Genomic DNA, 16397 nt, shown 5'->3' with positions numbered 1-16397 from the left:
AACCAGTTTCCAAGGGTTCACAACGTGATTAACGAAATTAGAAAAGATACTGAAGTGCGTATGGAAAAATGCTTTGAAGCTTTCCAAAACCATATCAGTAAGATCCGTACCGGTCGTGCTTCTCCAAGTATTCTTGATGGCATTCAGGTTGAGTATTATGGCACTGCTACGCCATTGCGCCAGTTGGCTAACATTGTGGTTGAAGACTCCCGTACTCTGGCATTGACCGTGTTTGACCGCAGCCTTAGCGCAGCAGTTGAGAAAGCGATCATGACCTCCGATTTAGGGCTGAATCCTTCTTCCGCGGGTACCGTTATTCGTGTTCCACTGCCAGCATTGACTGAAGAGCGCCGTAAAGACTTGATCAAAGTTGTTCGCGCAGAAGCAGAGCAGGGGCGTGTATCGATTCGTAACGTGCGCCGTGATGCTAACGAAAAAGTGAAAACTTTGCTGAAAGATAAAGAGATCAGTGAAGACGAAGACCGCCGTTCTCAAGACGATGTACAAAAGCTGACCGATGCCTTCATCAAGAAAGTTGATGCTGCATTAGCGGCTAAAGAAGCCGAATTGATGGATTTCTAATCCTTGATTAGCAAAAATAGAGCGTCGCTTAGGTGGCGCTTTGTTTTTAGCAGGATCACTATTTTGCCGATTCAATATGCGCGCAGCGTAATGTGATATCGGCAGTAATACGCTATAAAATTGGGCCGAGGATAGTTATTAGACCGCCTGTTATTCAGGTCGGTTATGTTCTTGCCTATCATAAAAACAGTTATTCAGAGCACTCTCATGAAGCAACTGACTATTCTTGGTTCTACTGGCTCCATCGGTAACAGCACTTTGGGTGTTGTCCGCGCTAATCCCGAATTATTCAACGTTACTGCACTTGTGGCTGGTCGCAATGTCGAACAGATGGCAAAACAATGTCTTGAGTTTTCTCCTCGCTATGCGGCGATGTCAGATGAAAGCTCGGCCAAAGCGTTGCGTCAGTTATTGGCTGAATATGGCTCGAAAACCGAAGTTTTTCATGGTGAAAAAGCAGCAGGTGAGTTGGCTGCTTTAGATGATGTCGATCAAGTCATGGCGGCTATTGTTGGTGTGGCCGGTTTGTCTTCTACCTTAGCGGCTATCCGTGCGGGTAAACAGGTATTACTGGCTAATAAAGAGTCACTGATTACCTGCGGCAAGCTTTTCATGGATGAAGTGAAACACAACCATGCACAACTGTTGCCAATCGACAGCGAACATAATGCGATTTTTCAGAGTTTACCTGAGAAAATTCAGCGTAAACTAGGCTACTCTTCACTGAGTGAGAATGGCGTCTCGCGTATTATTTTAACTGGCTCTGGTGGCCCACTGCGTGAAATGCCTTTATCGCAATTTGCTGATGTCACACCGGATCAAGCTTGCGCTCACCCTAATTGGTCTATGGGGCGCAAAATTTCGGTCGACTCGGCGACGATGATGAACAAAGGGCTGGAGTATATCGAAGCGCGTTGGTTATTTAATGCCAGTGCAGAGCAGGTCGAAGTTATCCTGCATCCTCAGTCCGTCATTCACTCGATGGTGCGCTATCACGATGGTAGTGTACTGGCCCAAATGGGCACCCCAGACATGCGTACACCGATTGCACATGCCATGGCGTACCCAATGCGGGTGAATTCTGGTGTTGCACCACTCGATTTCTGCCAGATACGCGAACTGACGTTCGCTGCACCGGATTATCAGCGCTATCCTTGCCTAAAACTGGCAATCGATGCCAGTAATGCGGGGCAGGCTGCTACGACGGCGCTGAATGCCGCGAACGAAATATCTGTTATGGCATTTTTAGATTCACGCATTCGTTTCACTGATATTGCAGTAGTCAATCGTATGGTTGTGGAGCATTTATCATTGGCTGAACCCGCAAGTGTGGATGAAGTGCTGGTGATTGATCGTAAAGCCCGTGATTCGGCAGCTCAAGCAATAGAAAAATTGAATAATTAAGCAGTATTGGCTGTTGTGGGAATTTGTTAGGGCAAGGCTGAGATGGTATAGTCTGCACCGTCAATGGATAGATAGACTGTTGATTAGTGGCCCAATAGGTATTTAAACCGTCTATTTTGGCTGTCACTTAAGAAGCCGTGACTTGGTACACGGCTTTTTTTGTGGGCTTACTGCCTAATGTTCGGGACGAACAATTGATTTATTGAGGAAATGAGTTCGCATTATGTCGTCTGTAAATGAAGATAGGGCTAACTTGTCCCTCCTGGTTCCACGCCATGTTGCTATCATTATGGATGGTAATGGTCGTTGGGCTAAAAATCGGGGTAAATTAAGGGTTTTCGGTCATAAAGCGGGAGTGAAGTCAGTTCGTCGTGCCGTAAGTTTTGCTGCCAATCATCATTTGGATGCGCTCACGCTTTATGCTTTCAGTAGTGAAAACTGGAATCGCCCTGCTCAGGAAGTTACCGCTCTGATGGAGCTTTTCGTTCGTGCGCTGGACAGTGAAGTAAAAAGTCTGCATAAACATAATGTTCGTTTATCTGTCATTGGTGATATCAGTCGATTTAGTGAACGTTTGCAACAACGGATCCGTCGCTCAGAAGCGCTAACTGCCAATAATGACGGTCTGAAACTCAACATTGCTGCCAATTATGGTGGCCGTTGGGATATTATTCAGGGTGTGCGCCAGTTAGCTGAACAAGTACAGCAAGGGGAATTGCAACCCACAGATATCTGTGAAGAATCGCTAAACTCGCATATCTGCCTGCATGAGCAATCTGAGGTGGATTTAGTGATCAGAACCGGTGGTGAACATCGCATCAGTAATTTCTTATTATGGCAAATTGCCTATGCAGAACTTTACTTTACTGATGTACTCTGGCCTGATTTTGATGAACATGTCTTTGAAGGTGCGCTGAATGCATTTGCACAACGCGAGCGTCGCTTCGGGGGAACTACACCTATTGATGCCACTGCATCCTAGGGGGAACTTTTGCTGAAGTATCGTCTCATAACTGCTTTGATTTTGATTCCGGTTGTTATTGGTGCCCTGTTCCTGCTTCCGCCGGTTGGTTTTGCTATTGTTACTCTCGTTGTCTGCATGCTTGCAGCTTGGGAGTGGGGGCAATTAGCCGGGTTTGCCAGTCGTTCTCAGCGTATTTGGTTAGCCATACTTTGTGGTTTTCTACTTGTTCTAATGCTGCTTAGCCTTCCGGCTTATCAGCATTCAGCTCATCTTCCACAAGTGAGCGTTCCTCTCTGGCTCTCTATGGGCTGGTGGGTCGCAGCATTGCTGTTGGTGCTTACCTACCCACGCTCTGCGGCGTTGTGGCGCGATTCACGTCTCTTACGTATAATTTTCGGCATTCTGACGATTGTGCCCTTCTTTTGGGGCATGGTGGCATTGCGTCAGTATGGCTATGAGCAGAACCACCATATCGGTGCCTGGTGGCTGCTGTATGTGATGCTTCTGGTGTGGGGGGCGGATTCTGGTGCTTACATGTTTGGTAAGTTGTTCGGTAAACATAAATTAGCGCCTAAAGTCTCACCAGGTAAAACGTGGGAAGGATTAATTGGCGGTTTACTGACATCAGCTCTGATATCATGGTTGTTCGGTCGTTACGCTCCGTTGGATATCATCCCGGAAATACTGTTAATCTGTTCCGTGGTTGCTGCATTGGCCTCGGTACTTGGCGATTTGACCGAAAGTATGTTTAAACGTGAAGCGGGAATCAAAGACAGTGGTCATCTGATTCCTGGTCATGGTGGGATACTGGATCGTATCGATAGCCTGACCGCAGCTGTGCCGGTATTTGCCTGCTTAATGCTGTTAGTGTTTTAATCCGTCACTGACGGGGAGTTTAGGGAATATGATGAGCATACTCTGGAGCCTGGCCGCGTTTATTATCGCACTGGGGATCTTAATTACAGTGCATGAGTTCGGCCACTTTTGGGTGGCGCGGCGCTGTGGTGTCCGTGTCGAACGCTTTTCGATTGGTTTTGGTAAAGCGCTGTGGCGCCGGACTGATCGCCAAGGTACCGAGTATGTTATCGCCCTTATCCCGCTGGGCGGCTATGTTAAGATGTTGGATGAACGCGTTGAGGCTGTTGCTCCTGAGCTTCGTCATCAATCTTTCAACAATAAAACCGTTTTACAACGCGCGGCAATCGTCAGCGCTGGCCCTATTGCTAACTTCCTTTTTGCTGTCATTGCTTACTGGCTAGTGTTTATCATTGGTGTGCCAAGTGTGCGCCCGGTAGTGGGTGATATTTCGCCACAATCCATTGCTGCACAAGCCAATATTTCACCGGGAATGGAACTTAAGTCAGTAGATGGTATCGAAACGCCTGACTGGGATTCTGTTCGTTTGGCCCTCGTCGGTAAAATTGGTGACAAGCAAACGCAGGTGGGTGTTGCGCCATTTGGTTCTGCCAATGTGGTGCAAAAGACACTGGATTTGCAACAATGGCAGTTTGAGCCTGATAAGCAAGATCCTGTGGTTGCGCTGGGTATTATTCCACGTGGCCCACAAATTGAATCCGTCTTGGCCGAAGTTCAAACCGGGTCTGCAGCACAAAAGGCAGGTTTACAAGCGGGGGATAGGATCGTTAAAGTTGGTGGTCAGCCACTGGACCGTTGGCAAACATTTGTTTTACAGGTTCGTGATAACCCCGGTAAGCCACTGGTGTTAGATATTGAAAGGGGTGGTACCCCCTTGTCTTTAACCTTGATACCAGATACAAAATCGGTTGGAGAAAACCGCAGTGAAGGTTTTGCGGGTGTAGTGCCGAAAGTTATACCGCTTCCGGATGAATATAGAACGATTCGCCAATATGGCCCGTTCACAGCACTCTACCAAGCTGGGGATAAAACCTGGCAGTTGATGCGGTTGACGGTAAACATGTTGGGTAAACTGATTACTGGTGATGTTAAACTGAATAACCTGAGTGGCCCGATATCTATTGCACAAGGCGCTGGGGTTTCGGCTGAGTACGGGTTGGTGTATTACCTGATGTTTTTGGCACTAATCAGTGTCAACTTGGGCATTATCAATTTGTTCCCGTTACCGGTATTAGATGGTGGACATCTGCTCTTCCTGGCGATAGAAAAGCTGAAGGGTGGGCCGGTTTCTGAGCGAGTACAGGACTTCAGTTATCGCATCGGCTCGATTTTGCTGGTGTTATTAATGGGGCTTGCACTTTTCAATGATTTCTCCCGTCTTTAACGGCTGGAGATAGGTTAGGAAGAACGCATAACAACGATGGCGATGAAAAAGTTGCTCATAGCGTCGCTGCTGTTTGGCAGCGCCACCGTATACGGTGCAGACGGGTTCGTAGTGAAAGATATTCATTTCGAAGGCCTGCAACGGGTCGCCGTCGGTGCGGCGTTACTTAATATGCCGGTTCGCGTAGGCGATACCGTCAGTGATGATGACATCGGTAAAACTATCCGTGCGTTGTTTGCTACAGGCAACTTCGAGGACGTTCGTGTCCTGCGCGATGGTGATACGCTGATTGTTCAAGTCAAAGAACGCCCAACGATTGCCAGCATCACTTTCTCCGGTAATAAAGCGGTGAAAGATGACATGCTTAAGCAGAATCTGGAAGCCTCTGGCGTCCGGGTTGGCGAAGCCCTGGACCGTACCACTATATCCAGCATTGAAAAAGGACTCGAAGATTTCTACTACAGTGTCGGTAAATACAGCGCTTCAGTGAAAGCTGTTGTTACACCACTGCCACGTAATCGCGTCGATCTCAAACTGGTCTTTACCGAAGGTGTCTCTGCAAAAATTCAGCAGATCAACATCGTAGGTAACCACAGTTTCACAACTGATGAACTTATCTCACGCTTCCAATTGCGTGATGAAGTGCCATGGTGGAACGTGGTTGGCGATCGTAAATATCAGAAGCAGAAGCTAGCCGGTGACCTCGAAATCTTGCGCAGCTTCTACTTAGATCGCGGTTATGCCCGATTTAACATCGATTCTACTCAGGTGAGTTTGACGCCAGATAAAAAAGGCATCTACATCACCATCAACATTACCGAAGGCGATCAATACAAGCTTAATAGCGTTGTTGTGAGCGGTAATCTTGCTGGGCATCAATCTGACGCGGATAAGCTGGTCGCGATTGAGCCGGGTGAATTGTATAACGGCAGTAAAGTCACACGCATGGAAGAAGGCATCAAAAAGATGTTGGGCCGTTATGGCTATGCCTATCCACGTGTGGTTTCTCAACCAGAAATTAACGATGCTGATAAAACAGTCAAACTGCATATCAATGTAGATGCGGGTAACCGTTTCTATGTACGCAATGTTCGTTTCGAAGGTAATGACACCAGTAAAGATTCCGTATTGCGCCGTGAAATGCGCCAGATGGAAGGTGCATGGTTGGGTAATGATCAGGTTGAAGCGGGCAAAGAACGTTTGAACCGTTTGGGCTATTTCGAAACAGTTGATGTTGAAACTCAGCGTGTTCCAGGAACTGCCGATCAGGTCGATGTCACTTACAAAGTCAAAGAACGCAATACCGGTAGTCTAAACTTTGGTATCGGTTACGGTACTGAAAGTGGTGTTAGCTTCCAGGTTGGGGTTCAGCAAGACAACTGGTTGGGTACTGGTAATACCGTAGGTATTAATGGTACGAAGAACGACTATCAGACTTATGCTGAGTTTACCTTAACTGACCCTTACTTCACTGTAGATGGTGTAAGTCTGGGTGGGCGTATCTTCTATAATGACTTTAAAGCAGATAACGCAGACCTGTCGGGCTATACCAACAGCAGTTACGGTGTTGACGGTACTTTAGGCTTCCCAATCAATGAGAATAACTCATTGCGTGTTGGTTTAGGTTACGTCCATAACGATTTGTCTGACATGGAACCACAAGTTGCTATGTGGCGATATCTTGACTCTGTTGGTCAAGATCCTAATCTGACTGATCGTGCCAGCTTCACGGCGGATGACTTCACACTGAATCTGGGTTGGACTTATAACAACCTTGACCGTGGTTTCTTCCCAACTTCAGGGGTGAAATCATCTGTTAACACCAAAGTGACGGTGCCTGGTTCTGATAACGAGTTCTATAAAATCACTTTCGATACATCTGCTTACCAGCCGTTAGATGAAGATCATTCATGGGTGCTCTTAGGCCGTGGTCGCTTGGGTTATGGTGACGGCATCGGTTCGAAAGAGATGCCATTCTATGAGAACTTCTATGCCGGTGGTTCCAGTACTGTCCGTGGTTTCCGATCAAACAATATCGGTCCTAAAGCGGCATACTATAATGCTAATGGGACCATCAGAGACTCTACAGATGCTGTCGGTGGTAACGCGATGGCGGTGGCCAGTTTAGAACTGATTACACCGACACCGTTTATCAGTGAAAAATACTCAAACTCTGTGCGGACCTCCTTCTTCATTGACTCAGGTACGGTATGGGATACTAATTGGGAAAACACAGCAGCAACACGGGCTGCGGGTATTCCTGATTACAGTACAGCGAGTAATATTCGTGTGTCTGCCGGTGTGTCATTACAATGGATGTCGCCATTGGGTCCATTAGTGTTCTCATATGCTAAACCGGTTAAAGATTACGAAGGTGATAAGTCAGAGCAATTCCAGTTTAACATTGGTAAGACTTGGTAATTGATTGGCAAAGTAGTTCTGAATTTTAAAGACAGCACTGGTAGTTGAAATAACCTAAGGTAGCGCTAATGAGTTTGGCGCTATTTTAGGCATTATTCAGTATTAAGTGCACTTCAAGGTGTCTCTGACACAAACGGGTAATGGTAAGGAGTTTATAGTGAAAAAGTGGTTGTGTGCCGCAGGTCTTGGTTTAGCATTGGCAGCTTCTGCCAGCGTTCAAGCCGCTGACAAGATTGCTATTGTTAACGTTTCCAGCATTTTCCAACAATTACCTGCGCGTGAAACCGTAGCTAAGCAATTGGAGAATGAATTCAAAGGCCGAGCAACCGAACTGCAAGGAATGGAGCGCGACCTGCAAACTAAAATGCAGAAGCTGCAACGTGACGGCTCTACCATGAAAGCCAGTGATCGTACCAAGCTGGAAAGCGACGTAATGAAACAGCGTGAAACTTTCTCTACTAAAGCCCAGGCTTTTGAGCAAGACAATCGCCGTCGTCAGATGGAAGAGCGTAACAAAATTCTGAGCCGTATTCAGGATGCTGTTAAATCTGTTGCTAGCAAAGGCGGTTATGATGTGGTGATTGATGCAAATGCTGTTGCATATGCAGACTCTTCTAAAGACATCACTGCTGACGTGCTGAAACAGGTTAAATAAAACATGCCTTCAATTCGACTGGCTGATTTAGCCCAGCAGTTGGATGCACAGGTGTACGGTGATGGCGAGCTCGTCATCACCGGCATCGCTTCTATGCATTCTGCCGAGCCTTCACAAATCACGTTTTTGTCAAACAGCCGCTATCAAGAACAACTTGCTACTTGTAATGCCGGTGCGGTGGTGTTGACTGAAGCTGATTTACCTTTCTGTAAATCTGCGGCTTTAGTGGTTAAAAATCCTTATTTAACCTATGCACGTATGGCTCAGATAATGGATACCACGCCTCAACCGGCTCAGGATATTGCGCCGAGCGCGGTTATCTCTTCGCAGGCAACGTTGGGCGAGGGGGTTTCTATTGGTGCAAATGCAGTAATAGAGTCCGGCGTTATGCTCGGCGATAACGTAGTTATCGGTGCTGGCTGCTTTATTGGTAAGAACACTCACATTGGTGCAGGTAGCCGTTTGTGGGCCAATGTTTCCGTTTATCATGAAATTGTTATTGGGCAAAATTGTCTGATTCAATCCGGTACGGTCATTGGTGCAGATGGTTTTGGTTATGCAAATGATCGCGGCAACTGGATAAAAATTCCACAGCTCGGTTCGGTGCATATTGGTGACCGTGTTGAGATTGGTGCTTGTACAACGATTGACCGTGGTGCACTAGATAATACTATTATTGGTAATGGTGTCATCATTGATAACCAATGTCAGATTGCACATAACGTTGTGATTGGCGACAATACCGCAGTTGCGGGTGGTGTTATCATGGCAGGCAGTCTGAAAGTTGGCCGCTATTGTATGATAGGCGGCGCGAGTGTGATCAATGGTCATATGGAGATTTGTGACAAAGTCACAATCACTGGAATGGGAATGGTGATGCGTCCAATCACTGAACCTGGGTTATACTCCTCCGGCATTCCGTTACAACCGAATAAAGTTTGGCGCAAGACCGCTGCTTTAGTGATGAATATTGATGGGATTAATAAACGCTTAAAAGCTATTGAGCGTAAAATCGATAAAGAATAGTCACTCAAGACCGACACTCTGAGTCAATAATTAAGCTTACTGGCAGTTGATGCCAAAGTAGATACTTAAAGAAATTGCTGTTGCAGCCTGGCAAAGCAAAGAATCTTGATGAACTTACGCAGTCGAGCGAGTCAGGTAAATATGCGCAGTTAACGCCGTTGTAGCTTCAAGTTCTAAGGGTATACAGAGTTCCTAATTTGCGGCCTGCCTAATGCCTCCCTTTTGGGGCAGTGCAGGCCGTGTTGTTGATAGCATTAGTTTTTTAGACAGGAAGAGTATTTTGACTACTGACACTCATACTCTGCATATTGAAGAGATTTTGGATCTACTCCCGCACCGTTTTCCGTTCTTGCTGGTAGATCGTGTCCTTGATTTCGAGGAAGGTAAATTTCTGCGTGCAGTGAAGAACGTCTCTTTCAACGAGCCATTTTTCCAAGGCCATTTCCCAGGTAAGCCTATCTTCCCTGGTGTGTTGATTTTAGAAGCGATGGCGCAGGCTACCGGTATTCTGGCATTTAAAAGCCGTGGTAAACTTGAGCCGGGCGAACTTTATTATTTTGCTGGCATTGATGAAGCTCGCTTCAAACGTCCGGTAGTACCTGGTGATCAAATGATCATGGAAGTTCAGTTCGTTAAAGAACGCCGTGGTCTGACCCGTTTTACCGGTGTTGCGAAAGTCGATGGTGAAATTGTTTGTACTGCCACGATGATGTGTGCCCGTAGCAAACCAGCAACCCCGCCAGCAGAAGCTGTTGCTGCTAAATCTGTTGTTGCAGAACCAGCCGTTAAGGAGTCCTGATACGTGATTGACAAAACCGCCATTATCCATCCAAGTTCTATCGTCGAAGAAGGTGCCATTATTGGTGCCGGCGTTCGTATTGGCCCCTTCTGCTTTGTCGGATCTCAGGTGGAAATTGGCGCTGGCACGGAACTGAAATCCCATGTCGTCGTTAATGGTATAACCAAGATCGGCTGCGATAATCAGATTTATCAATTTGCCTCTATTGGCGAGGCGAATCAGGATCTGAAATATGCAGGCGAGCCTACTCGCGTTGAGATCGGTTCACGTAACCGTATCCGTGAAAGTGTTTCTATCCACCGTGGTACGGTTCAAGGTGGTGGATTAACTAAAGTAGGTAGCGACAATTTACTGATGATTAATGCTCATATCGCCCATGACTGTATCATTGGTGATCGTTGCATTCTTGCGAACAATGCAACTTTGGGTGGTCATGTGGAAATTGACGACTATGCCATTATTGGCGGTATGACTGCTATCCATCAATTCTGCGTGATTGGTGCGCATGTGATGGTAGGCGGTTGTTCAGGGGTTGCTCAGGATGTGCCTCCTTATGTCATTGCTCAGGGTAATCATGCAACACCATTTGGTATCAATATTGAAGGGTTAAAGCGTCGCGGTTTTGACAAAGAATCACTTCATGCGATCCGTAATGCTTACAAGTTGTTGTACCGCAGTGGTCGGACGCTGGATGAAGTGAAACCAGAAATTGCCGAATTGGCGGAGCAAGCTCCGGCGGTTAAGGCATTCAGTGATTTCTTTGCGCGCTCTACTCGCGGTATTATTCGCTAACTTATGCAAAATAGCCCATTAGCTGTTGATTGTCCGTCGTATGCCAGGCGTCCTTTAACTATCGGTTTAGTGGCCGGAGAAACTTCCGGCGACATCTTAGGCGCTGGATTAATTCGTGCGCTGAAAGCTCAGGTACCCGATGCCCGCTTTGTTGGTGTTGCTGGGCCGCTGATGCAAGCTGAGGGATGTGAAGCCTGGTACGAGATGGAAGAGTTGGCAGTGATGGGCGTTGTTGAAGTATTAGAACGCCTGCCACGGTTGCTCAAGATCCGCAAAGATCTGACCCAACGCTTTAGTGAACTCTCCCCGGATGTTTTCGTGGGTATCGATGCACCTGATTTCAATATCACCCTTGAAGGGCGTTTGAAGCAGCGCGGCATCCGAACTATTCATTATGTCAGCCCATCTGTTTGGGCCTGGCGACAAAAACGTGTTTTCAAAATTGGTAAAGCGACCGATATGGTGCTGGCTTTTCTTCCTTTTGAAAAAGCGTTTTACGATCGTTTTAATGTTCCATGCCGCTTTATTGGCCATACCATGGCCGATGCCATGCCCTTAATACCAGATAAGCAAGCGGCAAGAGCAGAATTGGGGCTTGCGCTACAGGCGCCATGTCTGGCCCTGTTGCCGGGTAGTCGCCATTCAGAAGTAGAAATGCTCAGTGCCGACTTTCTGCGTACCGCTGTTATCTTGAGGCAACAACTGCCTGAACTGGAAGTGCTGGTTCCATTGGTTAACAGCAAGCGCCGTGAGCAGTTTGAGCGAATCAAAGCTGAAGTTGCCCCTGACTTACCCGTTCATTTATTAGATGGCAATGCCCGTGTGGCGATGATTGCCAGCGATGCTACCTTGCTGGCCTCTGGTACTGCTGCGTTGGAATGTATGTTAGCGAAATGCCCAATGGTGGTCGGTTACCGTATGAAACCTTTCACTTTCTGGCTGGCAGAACGATTAGTCAAAACCCCTTATGTTTCATTACCGAATCTGTTGGCAGGCGAAGAGCTGGTGACAGAATTGTTGCAGCAAGAGTGCCAACCACAAAAATTAGCCGATGCGTTGTTACCGCTGTTGCAAGGTGGCGATGCAGTTGAGGCGTTAAAAGAACGTTTCCTGATTTTGCATCAGAGCATCCGTTGTGGCGCAGATAAACAGGCAGCACAAGCGGTATTGGAGTTAGCAGGTCGATGACTGATATTTTTATATACCCGCAGGCGAATTTGATTGCCGGTGTGGATGAAGTTGGCCGTGGCCCATTAGTGGGCGCGGTTGTTACTGCGGCGGTTATTCTCGATCCAAAACGGCCAATTGTCGGTCTGGCGGACTCGAAAAAACTGAGTGAGAAGCGCCGTTTGTCACTTTATGACGAAATTACTGATAAGGCACTGTCATGGAGCCTTGGTCGCGCTGAGCCAGAAGAGATTGATCACCTAAATATATTGCATGCAACAATGTTGGCAATGCAAAGAGCGGTAGCCGGATTGCATATCGTACCCGATTATGTGCTGATTGATGGTAACCGTTGCCCAAAACTGGCAATGCCTTCGCTGGCCGTCGTAAAAGGGGACAGCCGAGTCGCGGAGATCAGTGCCGCATCTATTCTGGCTAAAGTGACCCGTGATCGTGAAATGACTGAACTGGATCTCATTTTCCCCGAATATGGTTTTGCGCAGCACAAAGGGTATCCAACAGCTCTCCATCTAGAGAGATTGGTGGCTTTAGGGGCGACAGAACACCATCGGCGTAGCTTTGGCCCGGTTAAGCGTGTTCTGGGCTTGGCGTAAGCAGCATAGTACCCTCATGACATACATACCCAAAATACTTAGTGTTGCAGGTAGGCTGCAAACGAATAAATACCGATGAGTGCAAGACGGTAAGTGATTCGGATGACTGAGTGCGGCTAACATTGCTGCAACGTTAAGTAGCACGGGTATAGAGATATGATGCCTCGGTTATAAACTACCGGGGATATGATTCAATCCACTAATTTCTGGTGTCTGGATATGGCCGAACCTCGTTTTGTCCACCTGCGTGTTCACAGCGATTATTCCATGATCGATGGATTAGCCAAGATTGTACCCTTGGTGAAGAGAGCTGCTGCGTTAGGTATGCCCGCTCTGGCCATTACTGACTTTACTAACCTTTGTGGTTTGGTGAAATTCTACGGTAGCGCCCACGGTGCTGGGATTAAACCCATCATTGGCGCAGATTTCTACGTGCAAAGTGAAATCTTGGGGGATGAGTTGGCTCACCTCACCGTGTTGGCACGCAATAATGAAGGTTACCAAAACCTCACCTTATTGATCTCCGAAGCTTACCAGCGTGGTTATGGCGCTGCTGGCCCGATCATTGATCGCGATTGGCTTATCAAGCATAAAGAAGGGTTGATTCTGCTATCCGGTGGCCGGATGGGGGATGTCGGCAAGTTTATGCTGCGCGGTAATCAGGCTCAGGTTGACCAGTGCCTTGAATTTTATCAAGAGCACTTCCCTGGCAGTTACTATTTGGAGCTAATCCGTACCGGTCGGCCAGATGAAGAGAACTATCTTCATGCGGCAGTCACTTTAGCGACTGAGCGCGGATTGCCCGTTGTTGCGACTAATGATGTGCGTTTTATCGCTGAGTCTGACTTTGACGCTCATGAGATCCGCGTTGCTATTCACGATGGATTTACATTGGTCGATCCTAAGCGGCCTAAAAATTATAGCCCGCAACAGTTTATGCGCGATGAAGAACAGATGTGTGAGCTGTTTGCGGATATTCCTGAAGCGTTGATCAATAGTGTTGAAATAGCCAAACGTTGTAACGTTACCATCCGCCTTGGGGAATATTTTTTACCGCAGTTCCCTACCGGTGAGATGAGCACGGAAGATTTTCTGGTAGAAAAATCTAAGCAAGGTTTGGAGGAACGCCTGGAGTTTCTCTTCCCCGATCCTGAAGTACGGGTGCAAAAACGGCCAGAATATGACGAGCGGCTCGATATTGAGCTGAAAGTTATCAACCAGATGGGTTTTCCAGGTTACTTCTTGATAGTAATGGAGTTTATCCAGTGGTCGAAAGATAATGGTGTTCCGGTAGGGCCAGGGCGAGGCTCAGGTGCGGGTTCTCTGGTGGCTTATGCGCTGAAAATTACCGATCTGGATCCGCTGGAATTTGACCTGCTGTTCGAACGTTTCCTTAACCCCGAACGTGTATCAATGCCTGACTTCGACGTTGACTTCTGTATGGAGAAACGCGATCTGGTGATTGAACATGTGGCCGAAATGTATGGCCGCGATGCTGTTTCTCAGATTATTACCTTCGGTACTATGGCTGCCAAAGCGGTTATCCGCGATGTGGGCCGCGTTTTGGGCCACCCTTATGGCTTTGTTGACCGAATCTCAAAATTGGTACCGCCTGATCCAGGAATGACGCTGGAAAAGGCGTTTGCCGCTGAGCCGCAACTGCCTGAAATTTATGAGGCAGATGAAGAGGTTAGGGCGCTGATTGATATGGCGCGTAAGCTGGAAGGGGTAACGCGTAACGCTGGGAAACACGCCGGTGGGGTGGTTATCGCGCCGACCAAAATTACTGATTTTGCGCCGCTCTATTGTGATGCGGAAGGCAAAAACCCGGTTACTCAGTTCGATAAAAATGATGTGGAATATGCCGGTCTGGTGAAGTTTGACTTCCTCGGTTTGCGTACGCTAACTATCATTAATTGGGCGCTGGAGATGATCAATGCCAAGCGCGCCAAAACTGGGCTAGAACCGATAGATATCGCCTCTATTCCGCTGGAAGATAAGAAAAGCTTCGATATGCTGCAACGTTCGGAAACGACGGCAGTATTCCAGCTCGAATCCAGAGGAATGAAGGATTTGATCAAGCGGCTGAAGCCTGACTGCTTCGAGGATATGATAGCATTGGTGGCATTATTCCGCCCCGGCCCGCTGCAATCAGGGATGGTAGATAACTTTATTGACCGTAAACATGGCCGTGAAGCACTGTCTTACCCTGATATCGAATGGCAACATGAGTCCCTGAAACCGGTACTGGAGCCGACTTACGGCATCATCCTGTATCAGGAACAGGTGATGCAGATTGCGCAGGTTCTGTCTGGTTACTCCCTTGGCGGCGCTGATATGTTGCGCCGCGCTATGGGTAAGAAAAACCCGGCAGAGATGGCTAAACAGCGCTCGGTATTCGAAGATGGTGCAAAAAATCAGGGCGTTGACGGTGAATTGGCAATTAAAATCTTTGACCTGGTAGAGAAGTTTGCCGGTTATGGTTTTAACAAATCTCACTCCGCCGCTTATGCTTTGGTGTCTTACCAGACATTGTGGTTAAAAGCACACTATCCGGCTGAATTTATGGCTGCGGTAATGACCGCCGATATGGATAACACCGATAAAGTCGTTGGTCTGGTTGATGAATGCTGGCGTATGGGGCTGAAAATTCTGCCGCCGGAAATTAACAGTGGCCTGTATCATTTCCATGTAAATGATGAAGGCGAAATTGTTTACGGGATTGGTGCCATCAAGGGCGTTGGTGAAGCGCCGATTGAGGCGATTCTGGAGGCGCGTAAAGAGGGCGGCCACTTCAAAGATTTGTTTGATTTATGTGCGCGCGTCGATACGAAAAAACTGAACCGGCGGATCTTAGAAAAGTTGATCATGTCGGGTGCTTTTGACCGTTTGGGGCCGCACCGTGCCGCGTTAATGAGTTCATTAGGCGAAGCGTTGAAAGCCGCAGACCAACATGCGAAGGCTGAGGCCATCGGTCAGGCAGATATGTTTGGCGTATTGGCTGATGCACCTGAGCAGGTTGAGCAATCTTATGCTAATGTGCCGCCGTGGCAGGAACAAATTGTTTTAGACGGTGAGCGGGAAACGCTGGGGTTATACCTAACCGGCCACCCGATTACCCAATATCTAAAGGAAATAGAACGTTATGCCGGCGGGCAGCGTTTGAAAGATATGCATCCGACGGATCGGGGCAAAATGACCACTGCGGTAGGGCTGGTAATCGCTGCAAGGGTTATGGTAACAAAACGCGGGAATCGCATTGGTATTTGTACTTTGGATGACCGCTCCGGGCGTCTGGAGGTGATGCTATTCACCGATGCATTGGAAAAATATCAGCATTTATTGGAAAAAGACCGTATCCTGATAGCTACTGGACAGGTCAGCTTTGATGACTTTAGTGGCGGGCTTAAAATGACCGCCCGTGAGTTAATGGACATCAGTGAAGCTCGTGAAAAATATGCCCGTGGGCTTGCTATATCGCTGACCGACAGGCAAATTGATGACCAGCTTTTGAACCGTCTCCGTCAGTCGTTGGAACCCCATCGAGCGGGGACGATCCCAGTGCATCTTTATTACCAACGGGAAGATGCTCGCGCCCGGCTGCGGTTTGGAGCCACATGGCGCGTGACGCCCACCGATCGCTTATTGATAGATTTGCGAACGCTGGTAGGTAATGAACAGGTGGAACTGGAATTTGACTAAAATAGGAATGC

General features: G+C 47.7%; 13 protein-coding genes. All 13 read left to right on the top strand.

All coding sequences use genetic code 11. The features are described from left to right. Positions 1 to 24 precede the first annotated feature (24 nt). A complete protein-coding gene (gene frr / locus A6J67_RS21455; protein WP_080608421.1) occupies positions 25 to 582 on the top strand; it encodes a ribosome recycling factor in 558 nt (185 codons plus the stop codon). Positions 583 to 789: 207 nt separating this feature from the next. Next, the gene (gene ispC / locus A6J67_RS21450; protein ID WP_005185725.1) at positions 790 to 1986 is read left to right on the top strand and encodes a 1-deoxy-D-xylulose-5-phosphate reductoisomerase; all 1197 of its coding nucleotides are present in this window, start codon (positions 790 to 792) and stop codon (positions 1984 to 1986) included. Positions 1987 to 2209: 223 nt separating this feature from the next. Further along, the gene (ispU, locus tag A6J67_RS21445; RefSeq protein ID WP_032906507.1) at positions 2210 to 2968 is read left to right on the top strand and encodes a (2E,6E)-farnesyl-diphosphate-specific ditrans,polycis-undecaprenyl-diphosphate synthase; all 759 of its coding nucleotides are present in this window, start codon (positions 2210 to 2212) and stop codon (positions 2966 to 2968) included. Between the two features lie 9 nt (positions 2969 to 2977). Continuing rightward, a complete protein-coding gene (gene cdsA, locus A6J67_RS21440) occupies positions 2978 to 3826 on the top strand; it encodes a phosphatidate cytidylyltransferase (protein ID WP_032906506.1) in 849 nt (282 codons plus the stop codon). Between the two features lie 28 nt (positions 3827 to 3854). Continuing rightward, the gene (rseP, locus tag A6J67_RS21435) at positions 3855 to 5210 is read left to right on the top strand and encodes a sigma E protease regulator RseP (protein ID WP_005185714.1); all 1356 of its coding nucleotides are present in this window, start codon (positions 3855 to 3857) and stop codon (positions 5208 to 5210) included. Positions 5211 to 5246: 36 nt separating this feature from the next. Beyond that, a complete protein-coding gene (bamA, locus tag A6J67_RS21430; RefSeq protein ID WP_005185712.1) occupies positions 5247 to 7631 on the top strand; it encodes an outer membrane protein assembly factor BamA in 2385 nt (794 codons plus the stop codon). 157 nt (positions 7632 to 7788) lie between these two features. Next, positions 7789 to 8286 (top strand): molecular chaperone Skp, encoded by a 498-nt coding sequence (gene skp, locus A6J67_RS21425; protein WP_032906505.1) that lies wholly within the window; start codon positions 7789 to 7791, stop codon positions 8284 to 8286. Between the two features lie 3 nt (positions 8287 to 8289). Continuing rightward, positions 8290 to 9312, top strand: a complete 1023-nt coding sequence (gene lpxD / locus A6J67_RS21420) for a UDP-3-O-(3-hydroxymyristoyl)glucosamine N-acyltransferase (RefSeq protein WP_005185708.1) — start codon at positions 8290 to 8292, stop codon at positions 9310 to 9312. Between the two features lie 280 nt (positions 9313 to 9592). Beyond that, on the top strand, positions 9593 to 10111 hold the full coding sequence (fabZ, locus tag A6J67_RS21415; RefSeq protein WP_032906549.1) for a 3-hydroxyacyl-ACP dehydratase FabZ: 519 nt from the start codon (positions 9593 to 9595) through the stop codon (positions 10109 to 10111). Positions 10112 to 10114: 3 nt separating this feature from the next. Further along, a complete protein-coding gene (lpxA, locus tag A6J67_RS21410; RefSeq protein WP_005185694.1) occupies positions 10115 to 10903 on the top strand; it encodes an acyl-ACP--UDP-N-acetylglucosamine O-acyltransferase in 789 nt (262 codons plus the stop codon). A gap of 3 nt (positions 10904 to 10906) precedes the next feature. Further along, complete coding sequence (gene lpxB / locus A6J67_RS21405) at positions 10907 to 12091, top strand: lipid-A-disaccharide synthase (protein ID WP_050073642.1); 1185 nt, start codon at positions 10907 to 10909, stop codon at positions 12089 to 12091. Beyond that, positions 12088 to 12684: a ribonuclease HII gene (rnhB, locus tag A6J67_RS21400; RefSeq protein WP_042569234.1), complete on the top strand. Its 597-nt coding sequence runs from the start codon at positions 12088 to 12090 to the stop codon at positions 12682 to 12684. Before lpxB ends, rnhB begins: the two co-directional genes overlap by 4 nt. A gap of 219 nt (positions 12685 to 12903) precedes the next feature. Next, positions 12904 to 16386 carry a DNA polymerase III subunit alpha gene (gene dnaE, locus A6J67_RS21395; RefSeq protein WP_080608420.1) on the top strand — a complete coding sequence of 1161 codons (3483 nt, stop codon included), beginning with the start codon at positions 12904 to 12906 and terminating at the stop codon, positions 16384 to 16386. Positions 16387 to 16397 lie beyond the last annotated feature (11 nt).

Origin of the sequence: Yersinia sp. FDAARGOS_228, assembly GCF_002073315.2 — a bacterium.
GTDB classification, from domain to species: domain Bacteria; phylum Pseudomonadota; class Gammaproteobacteria; order Enterobacterales; family Enterobacteriaceae; genus Yersinia; species Yersinia intermedia.
The sequence above is the reverse complement of the archived record's forward strand: the minus strand, read 5'-3'. Positions and strand labels throughout refer to the sequence as shown.